The sequence below is a fragment of the Bradyrhizobium sp. genome, assembly GCF_049519115.1.
Taxonomy (GTDB): Bacteria; Pseudomonadota; Alphaproteobacteria; order Rhizobiales; family Xanthobacteraceae; genus Bradyrhizobium.
Map to the genome: position 1 here is coordinate 48,186 of NZ_JBEKRB010000028.1, position 24,852 is coordinate 73,037.

The 24,852-nt window shown below is 63.0% G+C and carries 25 protein-coding genes; 9 read left to right on the forward strand and 16 right to left on the reverse strand.

The genetic code is table 11. The annotated features are described in order from the left end of the window. Positions 1-10 precede the first annotated feature (10 nt). The 5 genes from fliR to flgB form a co-directional block, all read right to left on the reverse strand. Positions 11-781 (reverse strand): flagellar biosynthetic protein FliR, encoded by a 771-nt coding sequence (gene fliR / locus ABSE61_RS20630; RefSeq protein ID WP_423872982.1) that lies wholly within the window; start codon positions 779-781, stop codon positions 11-13. Positions 782-858: 77 nt separating this feature from the next. After that, on the reverse strand, positions 859-1,122 hold the full coding sequence (fliQ, locus tag ABSE61_RS20635) for a flagellar biosynthesis protein FliQ (RefSeq protein ID WP_423872983.1): 264 nt from the start codon (positions 1,120-1,122) through the stop codon (positions 859-861). Positions 1,123-1,233: 111 nt separating this feature from the next. Next, the gene (gene fliE, locus ABSE61_RS20640) at positions 1,234-1,542 is read right to left on the reverse strand and encodes a flagellar hook-basal body complex protein FliE (RefSeq protein WP_423872984.1); all 309 of its coding nucleotides are present in this window, start codon (positions 1,540-1,542) and stop codon (positions 1,234-1,236) included. 16 nt (positions 1,543-1,558) lie between these two features. After that, positions 1,559-1,984 carry a flagellar basal body rod protein FlgC gene (gene flgC / locus ABSE61_RS20645; RefSeq protein ID WP_423872985.1) on the reverse strand — a complete coding sequence of 142 codons (426 nt, stop codon included), beginning with the start codon at positions 1,982-1,984 and terminating at the stop codon, positions 1,559-1,561. Between the two features lie 42 nt (positions 1,985-2,026). Further along, on the reverse strand, positions 2,027-2,434 hold the full coding sequence (gene flgB, locus ABSE61_RS20650; RefSeq protein WP_423872986.1) for a flagellar basal body rod protein FlgB: 408 nt from the start codon (positions 2,432-2,434) through the stop codon (positions 2,027-2,029). A gap of 388 nt (positions 2,435-2,822) precedes the next feature. Between flgB and ABSE61_RS20655 the strand changes: the two genes are divergently transcribed. Then, on the forward strand, positions 2,823-3,761 hold the full coding sequence (locus ABSE61_RS20655; RefSeq protein ID WP_423872987.1) for a flagellar biosynthetic protein FliO: 939 nt from the start codon (positions 2,823-2,825) through the stop codon (positions 3,759-3,761). Continuing rightward, positions 3,758-4,522 (forward strand): flagellar type III secretion system pore protein FliP, encoded by a 765-nt coding sequence (fliP, locus tag ABSE61_RS20660; RefSeq protein WP_423872988.1) that lies wholly within the window; start codon positions 3,758-3,760, stop codon positions 4,520-4,522. The genes ABSE61_RS20655 and fliP overlap by 4 nt, the downstream gene beginning before the upstream one ends. Here fliP and ABSE61_RS20665 read toward each other — a convergent pair. The 6 genes from ABSE61_RS20665 to fliL all read right to left on the reverse strand — a co-directional run bounded on the left by ABSE61_RS20665 (position 4,519) and on the right by fliL (position 11,674). Next, entirely contained in the window at positions 4,519-4,755 is a 237-nt protein-coding gene (locus tag ABSE61_RS20665) for a hypothetical protein (protein WP_423872989.1), read from the reverse strand. The genes fliP and ABSE61_RS20665 overlap by 4 nt on opposite strands. A gap of 87 nt (positions 4,756-4,842) precedes the next feature. Continuing rightward, complete coding sequence (locus ABSE61_RS20670) at positions 4,843-8,649, reverse strand: tetratricopeptide repeat protein (RefSeq protein ID WP_423872990.1); 3,807 nt, start codon at positions 8,647-8,649, stop codon at positions 4,843-4,845. A 99-nt stretch (positions 8,650-8,748) separates the two neighbouring features. Continuing rightward, a complete protein-coding gene (locus ABSE61_RS20675; protein ID WP_423872991.1) occupies positions 8,749-9,507 on the reverse strand; it encodes a MotE family protein in 759 nt (252 codons plus the stop codon). Then, entirely contained in the window at positions 9,504-9,962 is a 459-nt protein-coding gene (locus ABSE61_RS20680) for a DUF6468 domain-containing protein (RefSeq protein ID WP_423872992.1), read from the reverse strand. The genes ABSE61_RS20675 and ABSE61_RS20680 overlap by 4 nt, the downstream gene beginning before the upstream one ends. Then, positions 9,959-11,161, reverse strand: coding sequence for a flagellar motor switch protein FliM (gene fliM, locus ABSE61_RS20685; protein ID WP_423872993.1), 1,203 nt, complete (start codon positions 11,159-11,161; stop codon positions 9,959-9,961). Before fliM ends, ABSE61_RS20680 begins: the two co-directional genes overlap by 4 nt. 18 nt (positions 11,162-11,179) lie before the next feature. Then, complete coding sequence (gene fliL / locus ABSE61_RS20690; RefSeq protein ID WP_423872994.1) at positions 11,180-11,674, reverse strand: flagellar basal body-associated protein FliL; 495 nt, start codon at positions 11,672-11,674, stop codon at positions 11,180-11,182. A gap of 360 nt (positions 11,675-12,034) precedes the next feature. On the opposite strand from fliL, the gene flgF reads away from it, so the two are divergent. The 4 genes from flgF to flgH are packed head-to-tail and all read left to right on the forward strand — an operon-like array spanning position 12,035 to position 15,449. Then, a complete protein-coding gene (gene flgF / locus ABSE61_RS20695; RefSeq protein ID WP_423872995.1) occupies positions 12,035-12,799 on the forward strand; it encodes a flagellar basal-body rod protein FlgF in 765 nt (254 codons plus the stop codon). 11 nt (positions 12,800-12,810) lie between these two features. Further along, positions 12,811-13,605, forward strand: coding sequence for a flagellar basal-body rod protein FlgG (gene flgG / locus ABSE61_RS20700; RefSeq protein ID WP_423872996.1), 795 nt, complete (start codon positions 12,811-12,813; stop codon positions 13,603-13,605). A 12-nt stretch (positions 13,606-13,617) separates the two neighbouring features. After that, complete coding sequence (flgA, locus tag ABSE61_RS20705) at positions 13,618-14,688, forward strand: flagellar basal body P-ring formation chaperone FlgA (protein WP_423872997.1); 1,071 nt, start codon at positions 13,618-13,620, stop codon at positions 14,686-14,688. A 5-nt stretch (positions 14,689-14,693) separates the two neighbouring features. After that, complete coding sequence (gene flgH, locus ABSE61_RS20710; protein ID WP_423872998.1) at positions 14,694-15,449, forward strand: flagellar basal body L-ring protein FlgH; 756 nt, start codon at positions 14,694-14,696, stop codon at positions 15,447-15,449. Between the two features lie 205 nt (positions 15,450-15,654). Here the strand turns inward: flgH and ABSE61_RS20715 are convergent, their stop codons facing one another. Both ABSE61_RS20715 and ABSE61_RS20720 read right to left on the reverse strand, forming a co-directional pair. Then, positions 15,655-16,812 carry a 2OG-Fe(II) oxygenase gene (locus ABSE61_RS20715; RefSeq protein WP_423872999.1) on the reverse strand — a complete coding sequence of 386 codons (1,158 nt, stop codon included), beginning with the start codon at positions 16,810-16,812 and terminating at the stop codon, positions 15,655-15,657. A 14-nt stretch (positions 16,813-16,826) separates the two neighbouring features. Next, positions 16,827-19,124 carry an HAD-IIIC family phosphatase gene (locus ABSE61_RS20720; RefSeq protein ID WP_423873000.1) on the reverse strand — a complete coding sequence of 766 codons (2,298 nt, stop codon included), beginning with the start codon at positions 19,122-19,124 and terminating at the stop codon, positions 16,827-16,829. 92 nt (positions 19,125-19,216) lie between these two features. Here ABSE61_RS20720 and ABSE61_RS20725 point away from each other — a divergent pair, with 92 nt between their 5' ends. Then, complete coding sequence (locus ABSE61_RS20725) at positions 19,217-19,438, forward strand: hypothetical protein (RefSeq protein WP_423873001.1); 222 nt, start codon at positions 19,217-19,219, stop codon at positions 19,436-19,438. A gap of 8 nt (positions 19,439-19,446) precedes the next feature. Here the strand turns inward: ABSE61_RS20725 and lpxD are convergent, their stop codons facing one another. Next, a complete protein-coding gene (gene lpxD / locus ABSE61_RS20730) occupies positions 19,447-20,523 on the reverse strand; it encodes a UDP-3-O-(3-hydroxymyristoyl)glucosamine N-acyltransferase (RefSeq protein ID WP_423873002.1) in 1,077 nt (358 codons plus the stop codon). Positions 20,524-20,759: 236 nt separating this feature from the next. Here lpxD and ABSE61_RS20735 point away from each other — a divergent pair, with 236 nt between their 5' ends. Both ABSE61_RS20735 and ABSE61_RS20740 read left to right on the forward strand, forming a co-directional pair. Further along, positions 20,760-22,943 (forward strand): carboxypeptidase-like regulatory domain-containing protein, encoded by a 2,184-nt coding sequence (locus ABSE61_RS20735; RefSeq protein ID WP_423873003.1) that lies wholly within the window; start codon positions 20,760-20,762, stop codon positions 22,941-22,943. 218 nt (positions 22,944-23,161) lie between these two features. Next, the gene (locus tag ABSE61_RS20740; protein ID WP_423873004.1) at positions 23,162-23,596 is read left to right on the forward strand and encodes a hypothetical protein; all 435 of its coding nucleotides are present in this window, start codon (positions 23,162-23,164) and stop codon (positions 23,594-23,596) included. Positions 23,597-23,605: 9 nt separating this feature from the next. Here the strand turns inward: ABSE61_RS20740 and dksA are convergent, their stop codons facing one another. Both dksA and ABSE61_RS20750 read right to left on the reverse strand, forming a co-directional pair. Then, the gene (gene dksA / locus ABSE61_RS20745) at positions 23,606-23,971 is read right to left on the reverse strand and encodes an RNA polymerase-binding protein DksA (RefSeq protein WP_171707889.1); all 366 of its coding nucleotides are present in this window, start codon (positions 23,969-23,971) and stop codon (positions 23,606-23,608) included. A gap of 233 nt (positions 23,972-24,204) precedes the next feature. Continuing rightward, positions 24,205-24,816 (reverse strand): NAD(P)-dependent oxidoreductase, encoded by a 612-nt coding sequence (locus ABSE61_RS20750; protein ID WP_423873005.1) that lies wholly within the window; start codon positions 24,814-24,816, stop codon positions 24,205-24,207. Positions 24,817-24,852 lie beyond the last annotated feature (36 nt).

The window sequence follows — 24,852 nt, forward strand, 5'->3', positions numbered from 1 at the left end:
CAAGAAGCCCTTACTTCAGAGGGATCATGTCGTGCATGACGGCGATAAAGTAGTCGAGGAAACTTCCCATCATGGCCGTCAGTACGACGCCAAAGATCAGAAACCCCGCCAGAATCGAGAGCGGCACGCCCACGAAATAGACCTGCATCTGCGGCATCAGCCGCGCCAGCACGCCGAGGCCGACGTTGAAGACCAGGCCAAAAACCAGAAATGGCGCAGACAGTTGCATGCCGATCTTGAAGGCGGCCGCGAAGGCGCGGGTGGCGAGTGCGGCGACGTCGCCGCTCGGCATCACCTCGCCCGGCGAGAAGATCGAATAGCTGTCGTTGAGCGCGGCAATGACCAGATGGTGGCTGTCGGTCGCAAACAGCATGGTGATGCCGAGCAGCGTCAGGAAGTTGCCGATCACGACGCCCTGCTGGCCCTGCGTCGGGTCGACCGAGGTCACAAAGCCAAGGCCGAGCTGCTGGGCGATCACGGCGCCTGCGACCTGAAGTGCCGCCAACGTGACCCGCGCGGTAGCGCCGAGCACGATGCCGATCAGGATCTCGTAAATAAACATGACCAGAAGCGCAGAGAGCGTGTCCATATTGACGTGGTAGTCCGCGCGATGCAGCGGCACGATGATCAGCGTGAGCAAAAGCGCGATCGCAATTTTGATGCGCACCGGGATATTGGATTCGCCCAACCCCGGCAGCAGCATCACCATGGCGCCGACGCGGGCGAACACCAGCATGAAGGTCGCCGCAAGGGCCGGCAAAAGCGAAATGTCGATGCGCATAGGCCGAGCGTCCCGGCTCCATCATTCGCGGCGACACTTGAGCGAATGTCAGATCTACCGCGCGGCCCATGATGCCATCAGCCGCCGATGATTCGCGATGATATCCGCATCATATGACTGTGTAGCGAGTCGGCCATGAATGGCAGCGCCAGCAGCAGCGTGATGAAAATGGCGAGGATTTTCGGCACGAAAATCAGCGTTTGCTCCTGAATCTGGGTCAGCGCCTGGAACAGCGACACCACGACGCCGACCACGAGCCCGACCACCATCAGCGGCGAGGACACCACCACGATCGTCCAGATCGCGTCACGCGCCACATCGAGGGTTTCTGCACCGGTCATTTTAAGCTTTCCGTTCGAGTGGGCCGTCATTCCGGGATGGTCCGAAGGACCAGACCCGGAATCTCGAGGTTCCGGGTTCCCGCTTCGCGCGACCCGGAACGACGAGAAAAATCAGATCGCCATCTTCATGATGTCTTCGTAGGCCGCGATGACCTTGTCGCGCACCGACACCAGCGTCGAGACCGCCACGTCGGTCTCCGCCACGGCCGTCACGACGTCCATCACGTTGGCCTTGCCGGATGCCATCGCTACCGTCTGCGAATCGGATTTGCGCCCGGCATCGAGCACGCCGCCGACGGCGTCTTTCAACACATCGCTGAACGACGGCCCGCCGGCATCGGTCGGCTTGGCGGCCGCTCCGGTGTCGAGGGCGCGGGCGGCCGCGGCGTAAGCATTGGCGGCAATTGCAGGTGAAGCCATGGGTTAAACCTTCCTGTCAGGCCTTCAAGATGTCGAGCGTGCGCTGGATCATCCGGCGCGTGGCGCCGATGATGTTGAGGTTGGCCTCGTAGGACCGCTGCGCTTCCCGCATGTCGGTCATTTCGACCATCGGATTGACGTTTGGATATTTGACGTTGCCGGCGGCATCCGCCGACGGATTGCTCGGGTCGTATTTGACGTGAAACGCCGACTGGTCGGGTCTGATCTTGCCGAGTGTCACCACCTGGGCATCCATCGTGCGGTCGAGCGCGGAAGAAAAAGTCGGCACCTTGCGGCGGTAAGGATCGCCGCCCGCGACTGCCGACGTTGAATCGGCGTTGGCGATATTTTCCGAGATCACCCGCATGCGGCCGGCCTGGGCGCGCAAGCCCGAGGTCGCAATGCCCATCGAGCGGACGAAGTCGTTCGCATCGTTTGCCATGCGCTTGTCCTGTTGTTAGCCGTTACGACCGCGGATCATGTGCTAGCCCTTGCCGATCGCGGTTTTGAGAAGATGCAGGCTCTTGCTGTAGAGCGAGGTCATCGCCGCATAGTCCATCTGGTTGGCGGAAGTCTTGAGCATCTCGTCTTCGAGATTGACCGCGTTGCCGGCGGGGCGCGTCAGAAAACCGGCCCTGCGATTCTGATCGAAGGTCGGGTCACCGCCGTCGGGCGCAATGTGACTGGCGCTGGTGCGCGCGATCGGCAGCGACGCGGCCCCCCCGTCGACCTTGCCGCTGCCGACTTCGAATTTCGGCTCGATCAGGTCGCGCGGCTTGAAATTGGGCGTATTGGAATTGGAGACGTTTTCCGCCAGCACCCGCTGGCGTTCCTGGTGCCACTGCATCTTGGTACGCAGGATCGACAGGGCCGGAAGGTCGTTGATGGGCATCGCCGCGCTCCCCTTGGCCAGCGGCCCGATCGGGACACTGGCGGTAGGCAGAATTTGCCGCGTGTATGGTTAACAGCCGGTTAAGATTGCGCTGGCCGGGAGTTCGGCAGATTTGCGCCAGGATCGAATCGGTTCGAGCGCAATTTCGCCACGAATGCTGCGTTAACCAACCAAATCATTGGCATGGTCCCGTCGAGAAGTCGTTTTGGCCCTGCCGATTCATGGGTTATTAAGACTGTCGGGACGGCAGCTTTTGCCGTGGGACGTTAACTTGGGCCAGACGTGAGCTAAAGCCAGACTTTAAGGACTTCATTGGCGTCACGAGGCGGCTTGGGCGGCGCCTCGGACCATAGAAGCCCTTAAAAACGCGGTTTGCCGGGGACAAATTATGCAGGCACTTACATTCTTCTTCGCGTTTGTGGCGGTCTTGGCGCTGATCGGCGTCGTGGCCTGGCTGATCCGCCGATTCGCCTCCAACCGGCTCGGTGCCAACACCCAACGCGGGAGGATGCCTCGTCTGGCCGTCATCGATGCGGCCGCGGTCGACGGACGACGGCGGCTTGTGCTCGTTCGGCGCGACAACGTCGAACATCTCTTGATGATCGGCGGTCCGACCGACATCGTCGTCGAACCCAATATCGTGCGCGCCATGCCCGGCCGGGATCAATTGCCGCCGCGGCCGGCCGTCGCCAGCGCCGCCGCCAGCGCAAGCGCGGATGCGCAGCCCCGGATTGTGCCACTGCCCGACCCGACCGGCTGGGGCGATGCGGAAGCCGCCCGCGCCGAACCGTTCGATCACGCTGAGCCGCAAATGCCCGAGCCGCCGCCGCGCCCCTCACGGCCGGCCTTTGCTGACGAAGTGCGCCGCGCCCCACGCCCCGAGCGGGTCACAGATCCGCTCGCCGGCTTTGCGCCCGAGCTGATGGGCGGCCGCTCCGAAGCGCGCACCGAACCACCGCCCGCTCCGCGCATGCCCCGAAGCGAGCCGATGATGCCGCGTCCCGCGCGGCCGGTTGAAGTGGCGCCCAAGCCGCCGGTTCGCGAAGTACGTCCCGCAGCCCCGCCCCCGATGCCAACCTCGGCACCTGCGATGTCTTCGGCGGATCAAAATCTTGCCGAGATGGCCCAGCGGCTCGAGGCAGCACTTCGACGCCCCGGAGGCGATGCCGTTGCGCCCCCGGTCGCGCCGGAACCGCCGGCTGCCCGCGCAACTCCTCCCCGCAGCGAGCCGCCGCCGGCGCCCGCGGCGCCCAGCCCGAAGAGCGGCTTCGACAATCTCGAAGACGAAATGGCTTCGCTTCTCGGCCGCCCGAAGACTCCTTCGTGAGGGCCGCAGGCCCTCCGCGTAGAGTTGTTTTATTTTTAGCTACTATCGTTACCGCCGGGCTGCTGGCTGCGCCCGCATGGGCGCAAGACATCAGCATCAATCTCGGCGGCGGCCAGGGCAATGGCGGCGTCACCGAGCGCGCGATCCAGCTGATCGCGCTGTTGACGGTACTGTCGGTGGCGCCGTCGATCCTGATCATGATGACGTCGTTCACCCGCATCGTCGTCGTGCTGTCGCTGCTGCGCACCGCGCTTGGCACCGCAACCGCGCCGCCCAACTCCGTCATCATTGCGCTGGCGATGTTCCTGACCGCCTTCGTGATGGGACCGATCCTGCAAAAATCCTACGACGATGGCATCAAGCCGCTGGTCGCCAACCAGCTCAGTGTCGAGGAGGCGTTGCAGCGGGCGTCGGTGCCGTTACGCGGCTTCATGCTGAAGAACGTCCGCGAAAAGGACGTCAAACTGTTCATGGACATGTCCGGCGAACCGCCGCCGGCGACGCCGGATGCGTTATCGCTGCGCATTCTGGTGCCGGCCTTCATGATCTCGGAGTTGAAGCGCGCGTTCGAGATCGGGTTCCTGTTGTTCCTGCCCTTCCTGATCATCGACCTCGTGGTAGCCTCGGTTTTGATGTCGATGGGCATGATGATGTTGCCGCCGGTGGTGGTGTCGCTGCCCTTCAAGCTGATCTTTTTCGTGCTGGTCGACGGCTGGTCGCTGGTCGCCGGCAGCCTGGTGCAAAGCTACGGCGGAAACTAGTCCTTCAGCTCATACTGCTTGCCGAGCTGATCGCCGATCTGCACCAGCATGGCGACGCATTCGGGATAGCCGGGTTTGGCCACGGTTCCCGCGTCCGCGGCCGCGCGGAACTCCCAACTATCGGCGTTGGAGATCACCGAGATCTCGATTCCATCGGGACAATCGGCATGGACCTTGAGCTCGGCGCGCGCCATGGCGATCAATTCGGCAGCGGACTTGACGGGCTTGCTCATGGGGCACCTTGACTGGTTACGAAGCGAAGGTGGCGTCTACCGCGACATCTGTCGAGCGGAATAACGGCGGCGAGCCTCGGCGGCCGCCTACTTCGCCGCCCTCGCCTGCTTGGTTCCGACGATCGCCGGCAGCGATCCGGTCGACACCGGATCGGCTTTCGTCGTCGCCGGCGGCATGATCGCGCGCGCGGTCGCGTCGGGATATCGCGTCTTCATCTCGCGCAGGAATCCTTCCAGCGTGTCGACGCTCGCGGCCATCTTGGCGATCGCGGCGAAGTCGGCGTTGCTGGAGCCGACCGGCTTGCTTGCGATCTCGAAGGCGGCGCGGTCCGCATCCCCGCTCATCAGCGGCAGGTATTTTTCGCGAAAGCGTGTCAGCCCGATGGTATCCTCGGCCAGCGCATAACCGACTACCGCGCGGATGATGTCGCTCTTCTCGGCAGCGCCAAGCGGTTTGAAGTCGCGCCAGCGATCGGCGTAATAGAGTTCGATCTGTTCGGCCGACTCGCGCCACTTCCGCGCCGCCCAGTAGATATCGGAACGCAGCCGGACCGCTTCCTTGCCCGTGACATTGGAAACGATGTCGAGCGCGAGGTCGTGACGTCCGACGTCGCTTTGCGCGCGCGCCTCGAGCAGGAGGCGCTGCTGGCGCAATTCGCCGGAGAGATCGGCGATGCGGGTCGAACGAAGCGCGATAATGGCGCGCTCCGGCTTGCGGTTGGTGAGATAGACCATGGCCAGGCGCGCAGCGACCTGCGCACGCGCCGCACCTTCGAGCCGCTTGTCGACCTGGTATTGCAGCAGTTCAGCGGCCTGATCGAGCAGATCGACGGCCACCAGGCGATCGGCGAGACGGCGGATCATCTCGTCGCCGCGCCGGCCGATCGGCGTCAGTTCGCGAAACTCGTAGAACATTCCAAGCGCATCGATTGGCGGAAGGTCGTCGCCCTTCTGACCGAGAAAGAGCTGGGCAAACAGCGCCGACGCCGCATCCTGGCCCTGACGGGAGATTTCCAGATTCGGCGCCAGAAGATTGGCGATCCGCACCGCGCCAAACGACTCGGCAAAGCGGCCGGAGTCGGCATAGATGCGCGCCAGCATTTCCAGCGCCTGCACTTCGAGCGTGTCGCCACGCCAGGTGATCGCCAGGGTCTCGAGTTCCTTCAGCGCATCTTCCGGGCTGATTTCGTCGCGCCTTTGCCTCAGCGCGACTTGCAGCAGCCGCGCCTCCGTCGCCGCCGGGCGGTTGGACGAGGCGGCGGCGCGCTTATATTCGTCGAGCGCATCCTTGTCGTGACCGAGGCCCTCGGCGAGCCGGCCGCGCAGCACGCCGACCGCCGCCGCCTGCTCCGGCGCGGTCCCGATCACATCCAGTTCGCTGGCGCGCTTGGCCGCCCCCGGATAATCCTTGACCTCGATCGAGGCATGCATCGCATCGGCAATCACGATGCGCTGCAAGTCGATCGGCAGCGACGTGATGGCGAATTCGGCGCTCTTGAACTTCTCGCGCGCGTCCGCCCATTTTCCCTGACGCGCGCTCGCGATCGCCTTCCAGAGCTGCGAGTCGTAATTGGCTCCGATCGCCGGACTGGCGAGATCCTTCAGTCCCCGCTCGGGACGGCCCATCAGGATGTTGGCCAGCGCATGAACGATCAGGACGGATGGGTCTTCGCTGCCCTGTTTTTCGTCGGAGAGCTCCAGGTTGAGCACGCCGACGGCCTCGGGAAACATCGCGCGCGCCATGTAGAAGCGCGCGAGATCGAGCTGCGCCGATGTACGCGCCTCCGCCCCGCCGGCAGCCGCGGCACCCGCGGCCTCGATCAAGGCATCGGCCCGCTCGTTGAAGGTTCCTTCCTGGTTCTTGCGCCATTCGCGAAGATCGAAGATCGGCCGCACCGCGGTGGGCGCGCGTTCGGCGCCGCTATCGGCCGGCGACAGCGTCAGGCCGCCGGGTTTTCCCAAAACCACCTTGTCGGGACCGACATCGGCTGTCACCTCATCGGAGTTCGGACGGATCGCCACGCCGTGAATCGATTCCAAGAGCGACAGTTCGACAAAATCCTGCCGCTTGATGAAACCGCGCGCCGGCGCCTTAGCCGTCACCACGAACAGGGTGTCACCGGCGTCCGGATCGGTGAAACGATGAAGCATCCCCGCCCCTTGCATCGGCACCGTGACATTGGCGAGCGAGGGGTCGGCGATGTTTCGGATCGCCGAGAGTGCTTGCGACGGCGACTGCACGGTATCGGCAAAGGTGACGGTCCAGTTGGTGCCGGTGGCGAGATCTTCGCCCGCGAGCGAAGGCAGTTGCGGGCGGTTGAGGCGGAAGCGCACCGCCTGGCCGCGGTCCTGCGGCACGACGCTGACATCGGCAACCGCAGCGCCGCCCTGCCCGCGGATCGATTCGACGTCGATCGGTTTTTTAGAATCGAGCATCAGCCAAAGCGTATCGGCGCGCCGGAACAGCGCCGCCGCCGTCCCCGTCGGCAATGAAAATGTCAGATGGAGCCCTGCGCCGTCGCGCAGCACGCTGACATTGCTTGGGGCCGGCTCCGGCTTGGCCTCAGCGGGCGCGGCCATCGCTGGTGCGGTGGCCGGCTTCTTGGAAGGCATTTCAGTTGCCACCGGCGCCTCGCCGGGCGCAGCCACGGGCGGGGCCGCTTCCGGCGCCGCCGCCATCTTCGGCGCGGGCTCGACAGCGAGTTCGGGAGCCACTTGCGCGGCAGGCGCTTCCGCCGCATGAGATTCCGAAAGTTGCGGTTGCGGCGCGGCCGCCAGCTTCTCCATCATCACCGGTTTTTCGGCTGCCATCACCGGTTTTTCTGGCGTCACCGGCTTTTCGGACACAACCGGCTTTTCGGCCGGCATAGCCGTTGCCGGCGCTGGAGCTGCGGGCACCGGTGCAACCGGCGTCACAGCCGCCGCGGGTGCGGGAGCTGCGGCCATCGACGGCGCGGGTTTTTCGGCCGCGTGTGCCGCTGGCGCATGCGCCGCATCCGCGGCCTGTGGCAGCACCGCAGCCTTGTCGGCCTGCTGGAAGGCGACGTCGATGACGTAATTCTTGTCTTCGCGGAAGGAGTGGACGTCCACATCCCCCAGCATGACAAGTTCTACCACCGCGGTTTCGCCTTCGATCTTCTGGCTGATCGAGGACACGTTCGGCGGCGCCGATATCTTGGCGTCGGCTAGATCGAACGTCAGTGCCTTGCTGAACATCAATTTGAGTTTCTGTTCGTTCAGCACCGAGGATACGCCGACGCCGTCGGGCATTTCGAAGATGAAGCGCACGAACGTCGGCTGCACCGAGGCGCGGACCCGCACCGGCGGACGTTTCTTGGCCTCCGACATCGCGCGCTGCTGGCGCAGCTCGCGCTCGGCCGCGCGGGCACGTTCGGCGAGTTCGCGCACGACGTCCTGGGGAAGGCTCGGCGGCGGACCGTTCCAGGAATCCGGCAACAGGTCGACGTACAATCGTTCGCCGGCCGTCATCGTATTAATGGTCACTTTGCGCGACAGCGACAGGCGGATCGCGGAACCATCCGGATCGCGCCGCGCCGATCCGACATAGTCCGGGACAGCATCCGCCACCTTGTCGACGACAACATCGACGGGACGTTCGAACCGGATGACGATGATCGAGCCCGCCGTTACCACTTCCGAGGTGACGTCTTCGGCGAATTTCACCACCAGCCGGGCATAGCCGCCGTCGGACGAAAGCGTGGCTTCCGCCTTGACCGGCTCCTTCGCCCACGCGTGAGCTGAAAAAGCCAGCACGGCCAATGCACCAAACACGAAAGTTGCCGCGGAACGCGAGGGCTGCGCGAGGCCACGCGCGAGCGCTTGCGCGGAGGCGCGCACTCGCGACCAAAATCCAGCGGCAGCCATTCGCGCCATTCCGGTTAAGTCTTTCAGTTCATCCGATCGCCGTCGGCCCGCCAGAAGGCGCGCCGTAACACTAGAATTCGCGATTTAACGGCCTATTAAATATGTCCGCTAATTCGCCTTTTGCGGTTGAACCATCCTGCCTTCGATTTTCGGAAGCTCGACCCCCGAGCCGGACTTATCCGAGCCCGCCCGGCGCGCCATTTCGACCGTGAGCCGCTCAGCCGCTTCGGGCGACATCAGCCCGAGGATATCGGCCATCTTGCGCGGCGCGATCTGCGAGGCGATTTCGAACAGCACAGGCATTTCCAGCCGGTCGAAAACCTTGGCGGCGTCTTTCGGCTTCATGCCCTCATACATCGTGATGATGCCCTTGAAGCGCGCGGCTTCCTCTTCGGATTTCTGCGCAGTGGCGCCGGTGATGCGGGACTCGATCGCCTTCATTTCCTCGACGCGCCCCTCGGCGCGCTTTTCGGCGGCCTTCAGCAGGCTCTCGCGAATGTCGATCTCGCGCGCCCTCGCCTCTAGTTCCTGGCGCCGCGCCTGGAGCCGCTCGAGGATGGCGCGTTCGGAAGGCGATACCGCCTGTCCCTGCTCCGGCCGCATGGAGGTCTCGGCCTTCGCCACTTCGGGCGCCGGCTTCTCTTCCTCCTTCGGTTTTTCCACCGAACCGGTAATGTCGCTGGCGTCGACGCCGTTGCGGCCCGGAAAGTTGAAGGTCTCCTGCGCCCAGGACGGCTTGGTCGATTCTGGCCGATAGTCGAACACGTATCCGCCATCGAGCACGAGACCTGCGATCTTCAAGACCGCAAGACTGCAGATCGCAACCAGAACAACGGGAAGGACGCGGATGTTACGAAACGGTTTCATGCCGCAAGCCCATTAGCCTTTCTGCGTTCTGAGAAAGCCTGAGCGGCGGCGGCGACCGCCTTGGCGCTCGAGACTGAAGCGGGCACCGGCGCAGGCGGCGGCGCGGGTTCGGGCGCGGCTCCCGGAGGACGGGCCGCAACCGCGATCTTCGACAAGCGGCGAACCACGTTGTCGCATTCGCCCAGTTGTTTCTTCAACTGCTCCGACATCTCGGCGGCAGAGGCCAGTTGCGTGCCGAGATTCTCGTTGACGTCGCGCACCGTATGCTTGAGGCCGCCGATCGCGCGCTCGGCGATTTCGGTCGCGGTGATGAGCTCGCCGATGGTGGCCTTGAGCGTTTGCTCGTCCGCCTTCAGCCGCTTCAGGCGCTTGTTCAACAACATGCAGTAACCGATCGTGAGCATGAGCAAAATCGCGACAAGGCTCTCGATTGCTACTCCGAGCGAGTGACTCATGGGGCCTCCATCATCTTGGTTTGCTCGTCGGCCTTCTCGAACATGGCAAAGGTCGTATTCGGTTTGCGCAATTGCTTGGCGACGCGGATCGCGACGCGGTCGCCGACCCGGCCCATCCGCCCCTCGGTCAGGGTGACGTTGCCGCAACGCACGGCCACAAGCGCATCGGCCCGCATGTCCAGCGGCAGGGTGTCGCCGACCTTCAGCCGCATCAGCTGCTTGAGCGGAATGTCGGCTTCATAAAGCACCGCATCGACGGAAATCTCCGCCTGCCCGACTTCGGTGGCAAAATGGCCTTCCCAGATCGGATCGCGACCGAATTTTTCGCCCATGAACATCTGCAGCAGGACGGGGCGGATCGGTTCGATGGTCGCATAAGGCAACAGCAATTCGATATTGCCGCCGCGATCTTCCATGTCGATGCGCAGGCGCACTAGGATCGCGGCGTTGGCCGGCCGGCTGATGGCGGCAAAACGCGGATTGGTCTCTAAGCGGTCGATGGTGAACTTGACCGGCGACAACGGCCGGAACGCCTGTTCGGCGTCCGCCATCACCACCTCGACCAGCCGCTTGACGAGGTTGGTCTCGATCGTGGTGTAGGGACGACCCTCGATGCGCATCGAGGTCTGGCCGCGGCGGCCGCCCAGCAGGACGTCGATCATCGAGTAGATCAGGCTGGAGTCGACGGTAGCGAGCCCGAAATTTTCCCACTCCTCGGCCTTGAACACGCAGAGCACGGCCGGCAGCGGGATCGAATTCATGTAGTCGCCGAAGCGAACCGAGGTGATGCGGTCGAGCGAGACTTCGACGTTGTCGGAGGTGAAGTTGCGCAAGGAAGTCGTCATCAGCCGCACCAGGCGGTCGAAGACGATTTCCAGCATCGGCAGGCGCTCGTAGGAGACCATCGCCGAATCGATGATGGCGCGAATGCCGGAATTGTCGTCGAGATTGACCTCCCCGACATTGAAGCCGAGCAGGTTGTCGATTTCCTCCTGCGACAGAACCCGTTCGCCACCGTTCTTGCCGGTGCCGAAGTCCTTGCTGCCGTCCTCGACCATGGCGGCCCATTGCAGGGCCATGGTCTCCGAAAGTTCGTTGGCTTCCGCTTCTGCAGCGGCTGCTTCCGGATCCTGGGAGTCAAGCTGCGCTTCCCATTGCGCCGCAATTGCATCCTGGTCGACTGGATCGTTGCCCGCCATTTTCCTAGATCCGCATCGTCACTGAATGACGACTTCCTTGAAGAGCACCGCACTGACCTGGTTTGGAGCCACCGCCGCGTTGACGCGACGCGTCAAATCTTCCTTGAGGCGAAACATGCCCGCCGAACCATTGAGATCCGAGGGACGCAGTTCGCGCATATAGGTCTGGAAAATATCGGTCACGCGCGGCAGCGACGGCTTGATCGCCTCGACCTGCTTCTCTTCCTTGACCTCGAGTACGATCTTGACCTTGAGATATTGCACCCGCTCACCGGGCAGGCCGATCAGATTCACCAGCAGGTCGGGCACTTCGACATAGGACGCCGGCTTCGGCGGCGGCTCCTTGGCCTCCGCATGCCCTTCCTCACCATGATGCCGCATGAAGAAGAACCAGGTCGCCCCGCCGCCGGCGATGGCCAGCACGGCGACGACGGCGATGATCAGCTTGAGTTTGCCCTTGGGCGCAGAGGCTGCGGCTTCCGTCGCGCCTTCCGCCTGCTCGTTGTCCGCCATCGCTTGGGGCCGCTCCGACTTGAAAAAGTATTCGATGCCGACAGGCGACCCTTCTGACGCGATACAACGCGGCACGTCCTGCGCTCGGTTTGAACGCTAAGGTAATAATGGTTAATGGAACCTTTCTTTTGGGCGCCAACTAGGAAAAAGTTGCCGGGCAAACATGGTCAACAAGACCTTATTGCCGCCCCTCAGAACCCCGCCTCAATATCGAAGCCGTTGAAATGATTTTCATTTCCAGAGTGGCACGGCTTTCGCTGTAGCTATCCCGAACCGCGAGCTTGGGAGAGCCTGACGGTTTGAAGATCAGCAGGCGGCCTGGGAGGGCCAAGGGCCGATCGTTGAAGGGGAGAACTAGCGATGGAGAATGCGCTTCTCATCGGACTGTCGCGGCAAGCGGTACTCGAGCGGCAGCTCGACGTCGTTGCCAACAATATCGCGAACGTGAATACGTCGGGCTACAAGGCCGACAAGTCGCTGTTCGAGGAATATCTGAACACGCCGGCGCATGAAGACAACTTCGTCGGCGGGGACCGCCGCGTCAGCTTCGTGCAGGACCGGGGCACCTACCGCGACATGTCGCAGGGCGCGGTAGAAGAAACCAAGAATCCGCTCGACGTCGCGATCTCCGGCTCGGCCTTCCTGACCGTGCAGGCGCCGGGAGGCGAACGCTACACCCGTGACGGCAACCTGCAGATCAACAACCAGGGCCAGCTCGTCACCGCCTCAGGCTATCCGGTGCTCGGAACCGGCGGCCCGATCATCTTCCAGCAAACCGACCATGACATCAACATCACGGCCGACGGCACCATCACGGTGGTCGAAGGCAACGGCCGGACCGATTCGATCCGCGGCACGCTGCGTCTCGTCTCGTTCACCGATGCCCAGCAGGTGCTGAAGGAAGGTTTCAACCTCTACGCCGCCGGTGAAGGTGGCGCCCCGCAAGCCGACACCAAATCCAGGGTGCAGCAGGGCTTCATCGAAAAGTCGAACGTCAACTCGGTCGTCGAGATGAGCCGCATGATGGAGGTCAGCCGCGCCTACACCTCGATCTCGACGCTGATGCAGCAGCAGGCCGAACTGCAGAAAAACGCCATCCAGCAGCTTGCTGACGTACCGGCCTAAGGAGACAACCCATGCAAGCGCTTCATACTGCTGCGACCGGGATGGCGGCCCAGGAACTCAGCGTCCAGGTCATCTCGAACAACATCGCCAACCTGCAGACCACCGGCTACAAAAAGCAGACCGCCGAATTCCAGGACCTGATCTACCAGCACATCGCCCGGGTCGGCGCGCAGGCATCGCAGCAGGGCACCATCCTTCCCGTCGGCATCGACATCGGCGGCGGCGTCAAGACGGTCGGCACCCCGCGCTCGATGACGCAAGGCACGCTGTCGCAGACCGGCAACGACCTCGACACCGCCATCACCGGCGACGGCTTCTTCAAGATCCTGATGCCCGACGGCAGCTTCCAGTATACGCGGGACGGCACCTTCCAGATGGACAACACCGGCCGCATCGTCAATGCGCAGGGCAATCCGGTGCAACCGACCATCACGATCCCGCAAAACGCGACCGGACTCGCGATCAACACCCAGGGCCAGGTGTCAGTGCAGCTGCCCGGCGCCTCGACCACGACTTCCACCATCGTCGGCCAGATCGGTCTGACACGCTTCGTCAACAAGGCCGGCCTGCAGCCGGTTGGCAACAACCTCTTCACCGATACGCCGTCTTCAGGTCCGCCGCAGGACGGCATCGCCACCCTCGAAGGTTATGGGAGCATCAACCAGGGTAGCCTCGAGACCTCCAACGTCGATGTCGTCTCGGAAATGTCCAACCTGATCGCCGCCCAACGCGCCTACGAAATGAATGCAAAGGTTATCACCGCCGCCGACCAGATGATGCAATCAGCTACCGCGATGTTCCGCTAAAGGGAGTTGGTGATGTTTGTCCGTTCGATGCTCGTTGCCGCCCTGCTCGTCGTGGCGCCTTCCGCCGCGCTCGCGCAGGAGAACGAAGATGTCATCGCAACACCGGTGCTTCGCGCGCAGGTTACGGTGGAAAGCGACATCGTGCGGGTCGGCGATATGGTCGAGAACGCCGGCACGGCATCGCAGATCGCGATCTATCGTTCACCCGATCTCGGCACCACCGGAATGCTGCCGACCGCGCAGATCATCAGCACGCTTCAGGCGCATCAGGTGATCGGCGTCGATACCAGGGACATCAAGTCGGTCGCGGTGACGCGGCTGGCGCGCACCCTGGAAAGCAAGGAGATCGTATCCCAGGTCGCCCATGCGATCGAACATCGCAGCGGCCTGGGCGATGCGGCCAACCTCAGCCTGACATTCGATCGCGACGTGCAGGACGTCCGGCTGGAGGCCTGGAACAACGGCTCGCTGCAGCCCGCCTCCGTGCGGTACGAGCCGCGCAGCGGGCGATTCGACGTCTCTTTCGAGATCGCCAACGATACCAACAATAATCGCACCAAACTGCGTTTCACCGGCATTGCCGTCGAGATGCTGGAGGCAGCGATTCTGACGCGCAATGTCGAGCGCGGCGACGTGCTGAAGGCCTCCGATGTCGTCACCGAACGGCGGCCGAAGGCCGAAGTGGGCAGCGACGCCGCACCCCGCGTCGGCGCGGTGGGCATGCAGATGCGCAAGGGCCTTCGCGCCGGTCAGGCGCTGCGGGTGGCCGATATCGGCAAGCCTGATCTGGTGCAGAAAGACGACAATGTCACGCTGATCTACGAAGCAGCCGGGATTTACCTTACCGCGCGCGGCAAGGCGATCGACAACGGCACCGAAGGCGACACCGTCACGGTGCTGAACCTGCAATCCAAGCGGACGATCACCGGTACCGTCGTCGGTCGCGACCAGGTCACCATTGCCATCGCCATGCCGCGGCTTTTGCCCGCGGACACCACCTCCTCGATCGGAGCCGCCGAGACAGAAGCCCCGGTTTCCGTAGCCAACCGCAATAGTGCACAGACGACGTCAAAGGCAGAGTAAAGTAGATGTTGATTTCCAGGTTCAAACGTATCGCGCTTGCCGGAACCATGCTGAGCGTCGTTGGTCTCGTCGGTGGTTGTTCCGGTATCGATCGCCTCTCCCAGATTGGCGAGCAGCCCAAGCTTTCGTCGATCGAGAACCCGACGACGCAACCCGGCTACAAGCCGGTGCAGATGCCGATGCCGAAGCCGGAGACGGTGTCCTACAATCCGAATTCGCTCTGGCGAAACGGCTCGCGCTCGTTCTTCAAGGATCAACGCGCTCATCAGATCGGCGACCTGTTGACCGTCACGGTCAACATCACCGACCAGGCGAACTTCGCAAACGAGACCCAGCGCAGCCGCAGCGCCACCGAAGACTCCGGCATCACCGCGTTTCTCGGCTCAAGCCTGTTCGGTCAACGCGCGCAATCGGTGCTGCCCGGACGTTTCCTGACCGCGGATTCCGCCATGGGAACCGACGGCAAGGGTTCGATCACGCGGCAGGAAACCTTGCAGACCAACGTCGCGGCCATCGTCACGCAAGTTTTGCCGAACGGCAATCTCGTCGTCGAAGGCAAGCAGGAGATCCGCGTCAACTACGAGAAGCGCGAACTAATCGTCGCCGGCATCGTGCGGCCGGAGGATATCCAGAGTGACAACACCATCGACTCCAGCAAGATCGCGCAGGCCCGCATCGCCTATGGCGGCCACGGCGAGATCAGCGACATCCAGCAACCGCGTTACGGCAGCCAGGTCATGGACGTGCTGCTGCCGTTCTAGCGGTCAACGAGCTCCCACATCGCACCGCGAAACCTAGGCGCGGTGAGATGTTCAACGCGGCCTTCGTCAGCTCCCCTGACGGAGGCCGCACTTGTTTTGGGCGTGACAGCGCTGCGATTGAGTTTGATTTAGCCGAGATCGGGCTGAGCCCCTTCTCACCGCAGGCGGGGAGAGGTGAAAGAACCCATGCAAGGCTTATCGCGAGTTAAGCGACAGAAGGAATGTCCTGCCGCAGCACTTCTTCGGGGAACAGCCGGTCGCGTCCACTCGCATCATATTGCAGCTCACCGGCATGCAGCTTCGCATTGTTGCCTTCGCGCCTGACCGCGTCTTCCTCGCCGTACATGAACGCCAGAAAAGCGTAACGCTTGCCCTTGGTCACCGGCGTCACCTGATGCAGCGCGCCGCAGGAAAACACCAGCGCGCCGCCTTCGGATGGCCGGTAACCTTTGGTGCCGAACTCGGGGAATGCCAGGTCGCCGCCTTCGAAATCCTTGTTGAGGTTGATCGAGAGCGCGAAGCGCCGATGCTGGGCGCCGGCGTTGATGTTATCGCGATGCCGGTGGAAATGGGCGGCAACCGCGCTGTCGTAGCAGGCCACGACATAACGATCCATGCGCGTTACCTTGAACTGAAAATATCGCTCGATCGGCCCGACCAGCCGCCGCACGATATGGTCGCGGATCAGTTCGCGCACTTCCGGCACGCCAACCGCGACATCGCTGCGCCGCTTGAGCCGCCAGTCGGACAGAGTGACGGTCTTGCCGTCGATGTCGAACTGAAAGCCGGAGTCGACCGCGCCTTGCGTCTCATAGAACTGGATCAGGAAGTCGCAAATTCCGAAACTGAACACACGAGGAACCATCAACGCCGGCGCGAACATCGGAACGCCCGCGGAATCGTCGACCCGGGGCAGGCCTTGCAGGACGTTGCGAACCATGTCCGCGTGTCCTTGTGGAATATCCCAGGCGATATCGGCAACCGCCCGCAGCATCGGATCGAGGATGATGGTGCGCGGCATCTCTGCGGCGCCGAACGACCGGCTGACGGCACCGTCACGATCGGCAAGAAACGACAACGTGCCGCTGGAGATCGCGCCAAGACTGTCGGTATCGCTTGCCTGTCCGGTAAACAAGCAGCCGATGATGAGATGATCCTCGCTGAACGCCGCGCTCAGACGTCCGAGTTCGGCCACTTCCGCCATCGCGCGCGGATCGGCGAGCGAGCCGACAAAGCTCAGCACGACCCAGCGGCCGGCCGCGGCCTGCAGGTCAAACGATCCGCCGGTCACAACCGGGAGGCTGAACCACGGGACCGGATCGCCGAGAATGATGCGATCGCCGGCTGCTTTGAACTCGCTCATGGTGAGTGCCCCGCTTAAATATCGACCCGCTTCGGCGGTAATTCAGACTTCTTAACGAAGTCTTCCATCAAGTCGTCGAAATGTTGCGCAGTGTTGCGCATGTCCGGCCCAAAATTACTCCGCAACAAAATGGTCTGTTCCGAGTCGGTCGACACGCCCGGCTCGTCGCCGGCGGCAAGCTTTGCGAAAAGCCACAGTCCGGGCTCGGCTTCGGTAAAGCCGTTGTCCCGGTAGACGTTGCGCACGGCGATATTACGCGATGTCGGGATGATTCGCCCGCAAAGCGGCAGGGATGCGTCCTTCATCTCGTCCAGGATATGACGCAGAAAGCGATGCTCGATGCCCATCCCGAGCGCCCGGCAACTGACCGCCAGCCCTGCGATTTCCCGCTCGACAATGACGGCCGCCCCGACCAGGCCGTAATCGCCGAGCCGATCCGACACCTCGATCGCAAACAGGTGGGCTGCGGGATTTGCCGCCAGCGACGCCAGCTCGTTGGTGGAGAATTTTCGAGCTGTGGTGTTGAACTGGGTGGTGCGCTGGAACAACTCTTCGACGCGTTGCAGTTTCGGCGACGACGCCGACAGACGCTCGATGGCGCATCGGATCTGCAACTGCTCGATATATTGAGCCTCCGCCATCGTCTCGCCGCGCAGCTGCTGCCTGGCGATCTGCGCCTTGACGAGTTCGCTGCGGGACGCCGCTTCCGCGGTCACGACCGGAATCTGCAAGCGCGGATCGTTGAGCAGGCGCCGGCGCAAGGTGAATGGGTCCTCGCCCCAGACCTCGACCTCCGGCAACCGCCGGCGAACGCGGTCGCGCTCGACCGGATTATCGTCGATGAACAGGAAGGCGTCGGGCGCAAAACCCAGCTCTTCCGCAATCGATCCGATGTTGCCGACCTTGTCGTCCCAGTTGACGCGCCAGGTGACGAAATCGTCCGGCGTCAGCAGCCGGTGTTTCGGATAGTGATCGGGATATTTCCAGAGTTCGCGGACAGTCGCTTCGTCGTTCTTGCTGACGCAGGCAAGCACGACACCGCGCTGCTTCAGCGATTTCAGCGCTTCGTGCAGGCCGAAATAAAGCCCGATGAAGGAAAATTGCCCACTGATTTCCGGATCCCACGCAAACGGGCTGCCGGTCTCCGCCAATACGCCCGGCCACAGCGTGCCGTCGAGATCGACGATCACGCATTTCTTGCGGCCGACCCCGGTCACGGTGACCAGCGCATCGATGTGTTTTTCCGCGATGACCGCCTCGCGGCCGTAGGCGTCGCCATTGAGCGCATGGGCCAGCGGGCCGGTGTCCGGGAACAGGCCATGGACGGCGGCCTTTTCGCTCTCCGGCCGTTGCAGCATCCAGCCCGGCGAACCGAAATGGGTGAACCCGACCTGGCCATCGTCAAGCAGCCGTTCAGCCCCGGCCGCGCCTAGGGCAGCCGCGATATCGATCACGTAGACGTCAGGAAAGGCGACCGCAAGTTCGGCCAGCGCCACATTGGTCAGGCGGAAGCGCGTGCGATGTCCCCTGACGCCGCGCTCGGCCAATCCAAGCGGCTGAACGGTGGGTTCAGGCAGATTGTCGATCAGGATCGGCGCCGACGTCATCCCGCGCAATCCGGTCAGAAGTTCGGTGGCATGCCCGACGTAGGCGGCGTGGGGGTTGAACCCGTTATCGAGGTCTTGCACGACAAGATGCCGCGTCCGCAATGCGCCGACGAATATCACATCGTGTTTATGCTCGGCCGCCAAACGAATATCGTCGGAAAACGTCGCCGCGACATGCAGGTCGATGCTGCGACGCGCCGCTTCGCGCCGCAGGAAATCGGCCTCCATCTGGATATCGCAGTCGCCGAACAGCACGGCATCGACGCGCCGGCGCGCGCCGCCGAAATCCTCAACGCCGTAGGAGGCGCCGACCGCCCAATAAGCAGAGCCGCCCTCTTTCAATTTGCGCCGGTAGTTCTCCAGCATCTCGGCGGGATCACGTCCGTGCTTGGCGGAAAGCTCCGCTCCGATCGCAGCCAGTTCGTCTTCCGCCGTCATCTCGGTCAGGATCTGGCGCGACTTCAGCTCCATGACGGTGCGTTCAATCGCTTCGCGCAAACCTTCTTGGGTGTCGCCAGGCTTGGCCAGCAGCGCCACCATGGCCTCGCAATCCTCAGGGAGACGACGGGCTTGCGAAAAATAGTCCAGAAGGACCGATATCTCGCTATCGGCCGGAAGCCGCATGTGGCTGATGGCGTGCACGACCAGCGTGCGGCCGGGGCCGACAGGCAACAGATGAACGAAGCGGGAGCGGCGGAGAATCATTCTTGCCTAGTCTAGCAGGATGGATGCAGATGTGAATCCGGCAGCGACCGCCGCCCTAACGCCACCGAAGGCTGGAATATGAAGGCTGGAATATGATGAAACAGGAAGGTGGCCGGCCGGCCTCCCCGGCCGCGCCCGGCGACGATGCCAACAGCCACCTCTCGACCCGGGGACTTCTGATCGTCTTTGCGACGCTCACGGTCGGGCTCGTGCTCGGCTATCTGCTGCTGAGCAAGCTCATCGATATGTCGCAGGAAGAAGATTGCGCGCTGGCGCACCGCTATAATTGCGGGGCCGTCGAAGTGCCGCGCTAGAAAATAAATTACGGCTTGTTGGCTTCGTTGCGCGCGGTACGGATACGGCCCTTGTCACTGGAGGTGGTGAGACGCGAGAGCGTCGCCTCCTGCCGCATCCATTGCATCCTCGGCCGTGCCGGATAGCCGCCCCAGGTCTCACCAGCAGGGATGTTGCCCATGACGCCGGAGCGCGCCGCCACGCGCGCGGCTTTTCCGATCGTGACATGCGGCGCCAGCCCGACCGAGCCGCCAAGCACGGCATAGTCTTCCAGCGTCACGCTGCCGCTCAGTCCGCATTGCGCCACGATCACGCAATGCCGGCCGATCTGGCAGTTGTGTCCGATCTGACAGAGATTATCGACCTTGCTCGCCTCGCCGATCACGGTGTCCCTGATGCCGCCGCGATCGATCGTCGTGCCGGCGCCGATCTCGACGTCGTTCTGGATGATGACGCGGCCGGTCTGTGGGATTTTCTGCTGGGCGGCATCCTCGGTGTAGCCGAAGCCATCCTGGCCGATGCGGCAACCCGGATGGATCGTGACGCGATCTCCGATCAGCGTATGCACGATCGAGCAGCCGGCTCCGATGCTGCAGTCGCGGCCGATCGTGACGTCGGGGCCGATGACGGCGTTCGAGGCGACGATGCTTCCCGCGCCGATTTCAGCGCGCGGCCCGATGACGGCGCCGGGATCGACGGTAACTTCGCTTTCGAGCCGGGCGGTGGGATGGATGGTCGCGCCTTTGAAAATGCCGTCGGTCTCAAATAGCGATACGGGCTGCAAGGATTGCGGATAAAGTTTTCGGTGCACGGCGACGAAAGCGCGATAAGGCGCCTCGGTGCCCAGGACGATGATCCCCTCCGGCGCCTCGCCGACAAAGCGCTTCGGCATCAGGCAGGCGCCGGCGCGGGTTTTGGTCAAAGCATCGGTAAATTTATTGGCGTCGATAAACGCCAGATCGGCCGGGCCGGCCAGATCGACCGGCGCCACGCCGGTGATCACATGCGACATCGACGCGTTTGCGCTCGCTTCGGCACCGGTCAGCGCAACGATTTCGGCGATCGTTAAGCCCGACGGGCGATCAAAGAAGCGGCGATTTGCCATTTACCAATCCATGCTGGCGAGACTGGTGTCCCGATGCCGACGTTCGTATTATCGAACTGTCACACTAGCAACCGTGCGAGCCATCACGAGTTCTACCAATATGTGAACAGGCGGCGGCAACGGGCCACGTTGACAGCTATCTGGATTCATCAGATGCTGTTAGAAACTCAAGACAAATTTTCACATTGTCGAAAAGCTGAAACGTTGAAGTTCAGCTATCAACCGGGAGCGAATTAATGACTTTTCGTCGCCATTCGAATGCCTGTCTCACCGCGGTCGCGATCGCCGCACTCGTGACGGCATGGTGCGGCCCAGCCAACGCCCAACAGAAGAAAGCCCTGTCGATCAAAGCCGACGCCATCGGCGGCCAGGTGACCGGCCCCAACGGTCCGGAAGCCGGCGTTTGGGTGATTGCCGAGACCGACGACCTTCCGACCAAATACGCCAAAATCGTCGTCACCAACGATGCCGGCCAGTTCGTCATCCCGCAGTTGCCGGCGGCCAAATACAAGATCTGGGTGCGAGGATATGGCCTTGTCGATTCCGAAAAGCAGGATGCCACGCCCGGCAAAAACATCGACCTGAAGGCCAGGGTGGCGCCGAATGCGGCCGCCGCAGCAGAGTATTATCCGGGCATGTACTGGTACTCCATGCTCAAGATTCCGGACACAAGCGAGTTTCCGAATAAGGACAAGAGCGCGAATGGCGTCGGACCTGGCATGACCTCGCAAGCGGTCTGGATCGACAGCCTCAAGAACTCCTGTCAGTCCTGCCACGCACTCGGCAGCCAGAACATCCGCTCGCCGCACGTCAAAGAGCTTGGCGAGTTCAAGACCTCCGAAGAGATGTGGGAGCGCCGCGTACAGTCGGGCCAGGCCATGACCAACATGGCGCTCACGCTCGGCCGCATGGGCCCGCCGCGCGCCTATAAGATGTTTGCCGACTGGACCGATCGCATTGCAGCGGGCGAACTTCCCTCCGAGAAGCCGGAGCGTCCGACGGGTGTCGAGCGCAACATCGTCATCACGTCATGGGCCTGGGGCAAGAAGGGCGAATATCTCCACGACGAGGTTTCGACCGACAAGCGCAATCCGACGGTGAATGCCTACGGCAAGATTTACGGCTCGCCGGAGGAAAGCTCGGACGACGTGCCGGTGCTCGATCCGATCAAGAACACCGCCTCGTACATCAAGGAGCCTTTCCGGGATCCGGATACGCCGAGCTCTGCGGACGATCCGCTGGGGCCGTCGGTGTTCTGGGGCGAGGAGGCGATCTGGGACGGCCACACCTCGATCCACAACCCGATGATGGACGAAAAAGGCCGGCTCTGGCTCACGGCACGCATTCGCAAGGCGCCCAACCCCGCGAGCTGCAAGGCAGGCTCGGACCTCCCATCTGCGCAAGTCGCACCGATCAACGAGTCGCCCCGCCAGACGTCTTTCTACGATCCGAAGACGGAAAAGTGGACGATGATCGATACGTGTTTCGGCACGCATCACCTTCTATTCTCGCCTAGCGACAGCAAACTCTGGTTCAGCTGGGGACAGCCCTATAGCGGCATGGTCGGCTGGCTCGACGTCAAGAAGTTCGAGGAAACTGGCGACGCGATGAAGTCGCAGGGCTGGACCCCGATCGTGGCGAACGTGTCGGGCACTGGCAAGCGCGAGCCTTTCGTCGCCGCCGACAAGCCGATCGAACCCGGCAAGGACAAGGCGGTCAAAGCCGGCTTCTACGGTATCATGCCAAGCGTCAAGGGTGACGTGATCTGGGGTCAGACCATGGGTCCGGGCTTCACCCGCATCGACCAGCCGGCCTATCTGGTCCGGTTGATTCCGGGCAGCGATCCGACCCACACGGCCGTCTCGGAAATCTTCCAGTCGCCACCGGGCACCTATGGCTCGCGCGGCGTGGACCTCGATTCGAAGGGCGTCGCCTGGACCGTGCTGTCCAGCGGTCAGGTCGCGAGCTTCGATCGCTCCAAGTGCAAGGAAAAGCTCGAAGGCCCGAACGCGGCGACCGGCGCGCAGTGCTACGAGGGCTGGACGCTGTACCGGATGCCAGGCCCGCAATTCAAGGATGTCAAAGATCCCCAAGGCAGCGCCAACCACGCCTACTATATGTGGGTCGATGTCCATAACACGCTCGGTCTCGGCAACGACGTGCCGATTGCAACCGCAAACGGCAGTGAATCGCTGCTGGCTCTGGTCAATGGCAAGTTCGTCAACATCCGCCTGCCCTACCCGCTCGGCTTCTTCGCCAAGAACACCGACGGCCGGATCGACGATCCGAAGGCCGGCTGGAAGGGTCGCGGCGTGTGGACGACCACCGGCACCCGCGCTTACTTCCACAGCGAAAACGGCAAGGACGAGAAGCCGCGCGTCTATCACGTTCAGCTGCGCCCGGACCCGCTCGCTGACTAGCGTTTGACCGCAGGAAATCTGCGGGCCGATCTCAACGTAACATTCATTGCCTCGCTGCATTAAAAAATGCAGCGAGGCAGTTGCGTTTAAAGGGGTTCGGAGCACGGTGACGCCCACCCATCGCGCTCCATCCGGGACCGCAATCGTTGCGCCTTCGCTGTGAACCCTCCGCTCTGCCGCGTCGACAAACGCGAGCGAAGGAACGAGGAAGCATGATCATGCCCTACCGTCACACGCAGGCCGGAACGACAATTCTCGTGGTTTGCCTGATCGTCGCGGCGCTCGGGGCCGCGGTGATGTGGCAGAGGTCCCAGGCTCCGATGATCCTGATGCTGGTGATCCTTGCCGCCGTCGCCGTCATCTTCCACTCGCTCACGGTTGAGATCGGCGACAACGAGTTGCGCTGGCACTTCGGTCCGGGATTATGGACCTATCGGTTACCGCTGGACGATATCCAGTCGGTTGCCGCCGTCCAAAATCATTGGTGGAACGGATTTGGAATCCGGAAGGCGCCGGGCTTCAGCCTTTATAATGTGTCGGGGCTGGACGCGGTCGAGCTCAAGCTGAAATCCGGCGAGACCCGCCGCATCGGCACCGACGATCCGCAAGGCCTCGCGGCCGCGCTCAGATCGGCGGCGCATACCGGCGGCTAAAGAAGCCGCCTACTCGTCGCGATAGACCTTCTCGCGCTTCTCGTGGCGCTCCTGCGCCTCCACCGACAGCGTTGCGATCGGGCGGGCTTCCAGCCGCTTCAGCGAGATCGGCTCCCCGGTCTCCTCGCAATAGCCGTAGGTGTTGTCCTCGATGCGCTGCAACGCTGCATCGATCTTCGAGATCAGCTTGCGTTGCCGGTCGCGGGCGCGAAGTTCGATCGCGCGGTCGGTTTCCGATGAAGCGCGGTCGGCGAGATCAGGATGGTTGACGTTCTCCTCCTGGAGCGTCTGCAACGTGATCTTCGATTCCCGCAGGATCTCGTCCTTCCAGGCCAAGAGCTTGGCGCGGAAATAATCGCGCTGGCGCTCGTTCATGAAAGGCTCTTTTTCGGTCGGTCGATAGTTCTTCAACTTTTCCAAGGCCAGCCCATCTTTCACCTGAGGCGCCGCGCCCTTGCGGCACCGCGCAAGGAGGAAGTCCCCTCGCGCGGCGCCTTATATAGCGCGGCCTTGCGACAAACAATATTGCCGTGGCCGGCCACCCCCCTGTTCCAGGCCCCTGTACAGGCAAATCTATCGGGCCGGACCTCGGAAACGGCCCAATCTGGTTAATAGCCGACGGTAAAGCGCGCTCGGATATGGGCCGGACGCTCGATCTCGTCGGCCATGGCGACCGCAAAGTCCTCGAACGAGATCCAGCTCTTTCCGGCCGAATCGACCAAAAGCTGGTCCGTTCCCAGGCGGAACTTGCCGGTCCGGCTACCGGAGTCGAACAGCGCCGACGGCGACAGGAAGGTCCAGTTCAGCTCCCTTTCCTGCCGCAACCGGTCGAGGAAGGCCCCGCCCTTCTCGGCCTCGGCCTTATACGCCGCCGGGAAGTCCGGCACCGTGACAAGCCTCACCCCGGGCGCGACCTCGAGCGAGCCGGCACCGCCGACCACGAGGTAGCGGGGCACGCCCGAATCCCTGGCGGCGCCGATCAGGGTTTCAATGTCGCTGCCAACGAAATGGATCGAGCTCACCGCGGCATCATGTCCGGCCCATAATTTGGCGAGCGCGGCGCGGTCGTTGGCATCGCCTGCGACCGCCCTGACATTGGCGAGCTTGTCGATTTTGTCCGGGTTCCGCGCAATCCCCGTGACGCTGTGGCCGCGGCGGGCGAGTTCGGCGGTGATGCAGGCCCCGGCGCGCCCCGAGGCGCCGGCGATGGCGATCTTCATGCTTGTCTCCATGTCTTAAAGTTCCGGATGAATTGG

Bases quoted from the DNA above. Each gene is read 5' to 3' on its own strand.
- fliR (WP_423872982.1), bottom strand. From the start codon at position 781: ATGCGCATCGACATTTCGCTTTTGCCGGCCCTTGCGGCGACCTTCATG.
- fliQ (WP_423872983.1), bottom strand. From the start codon at position 1,122: ATGACCGGTGCAGAAACCCTCGATGTGGCGCGTGACGCGATCTGGACG.
- fliE (WP_423872984.1), bottom strand. From the start codon at position 1,542: ATGGCTTCACCTGCAATTGCCGCCAATGCTTACGCCGCGGCCGCCCGC.
- flgC (WP_423872985.1), bottom strand. From the start codon at position 1,984: ATGGCAAACGATGCGAACGACTTCGTCCGCTCGATGGGCATTGCGACC.
- flgB (WP_423872986.1), bottom strand. From the start codon at position 2,434: ATGCCCATCAACGACCTTCCGGCCCTGTCGATCCTGCGTACCAAGATG.
- ABSE61_RS20655 (WP_423872987.1), top strand. From the start codon at position 2,823: ATGCAGGCACTTACATTCTTCTTCGCGTTTGTGGCGGTCTTGGCGCTG.
- ABSE61_RS20665 (WP_423872989.1), bottom strand. From the start codon at position 4,755: ATGAGCAAGCCCGTCAAGTCCGCTGCCGAATTGATCGCCATGGCGCGC.
- ABSE61_RS20670 (WP_423872990.1), bottom strand. From the start codon at position 8,649: ATGGCGCGAATGGCTGCCGCTGGATTTTGGTCGCGAGTGCGCGCCTCC.
- ABSE61_RS20675 (WP_423872991.1), bottom strand. From the start codon at position 9,507: ATGAAACCGTTTCGTAACATCCGCGTCCTTCCCGTTGTTCTGGTTGCG.
- ABSE61_RS20680 (WP_423872992.1), bottom strand. From the start codon at position 9,962: ATGAGTCACTCGCTCGGAGTAGCAATCGAGAGCCTTGTCGCGATTTTG.
- fliM (WP_423872993.1), bottom strand. From the start codon at position 11,161: ATGGCGGGCAACGATCCAGTCGACCAGGATGCAATTGCGGCGCAATGG.
- fliL (WP_423872994.1), bottom strand. From the start codon at position 11,674: ATGGCGGACAACGAGCAGGCGGAAGGCGCGACGGAAGCCGCAGCCTCT.
- flgF (WP_423872995.1), top strand. From the start codon at position 12,035: ATGGAGAATGCGCTTCTCATCGGACTGTCGCGGCAAGCGGTACTCGAG.
- flgG (WP_423872996.1), top strand. From the start codon at position 12,811: ATGCAAGCGCTTCATACTGCTGCGACCGGGATGGCGGCCCAGGAACTC.
- flgA (WP_423872997.1), top strand. From the start codon at position 13,618: ATGTTTGTCCGTTCGATGCTCGTTGCCGCCCTGCTCGTCGTGGCGCCT.
- flgH (WP_423872998.1), top strand. From the start codon at position 14,694: ATGTTGATTTCCAGGTTCAAACGTATCGCGCTTGCCGGAACCATGCTG.
- ABSE61_RS20715 (WP_423872999.1), bottom strand. From the start codon at position 16,812: ATGAGCGAGTTCAAAGCAGCCGGCGATCGCATCATTCTCGGCGATCCG.
- ABSE61_RS20720 (WP_423873000.1), bottom strand. From the start codon at position 19,124: ATGATTCTCCGCCGCTCCCGCTTCGTTCATCTGTTGCCTGTCGGCCCC.
- ABSE61_RS20725 (WP_423873001.1), top strand. From the start codon at position 19,217: ATGATGAAACAGGAAGGTGGCCGGCCGGCCTCCCCGGCCGCGCCCGGC.
- lpxD (WP_423873002.1), bottom strand. From the start codon at position 20,523: ATGGCAAATCGCCGCTTCTTTGATCGCCCGTCGGGCTTAACGATCGCC.
- ABSE61_RS20735 (WP_423873003.1), top strand. From the start codon at position 20,760: ATGACTTTTCGTCGCCATTCGAATGCCTGTCTCACCGCGGTCGCGATC.
- ABSE61_RS20740 (WP_423873004.1), top strand. From the start codon at position 23,162: ATGCCCTACCGTCACACGCAGGCCGGAACGACAATTCTCGTGGTTTGC.
- dksA (WP_171707889.1), bottom strand. From the start codon at position 23,971: ATGAACGAGCGCCAGCGCGATTATTTCCGCGCCAAGCTCTTGGCCTGG.
- ABSE61_RS20750 (WP_423873005.1), bottom strand. From the start codon at position 24,816: ATGAAGATCGCCATCGCCGGCGCCTCGGGGCGCGCCGGGGCCTGCATC.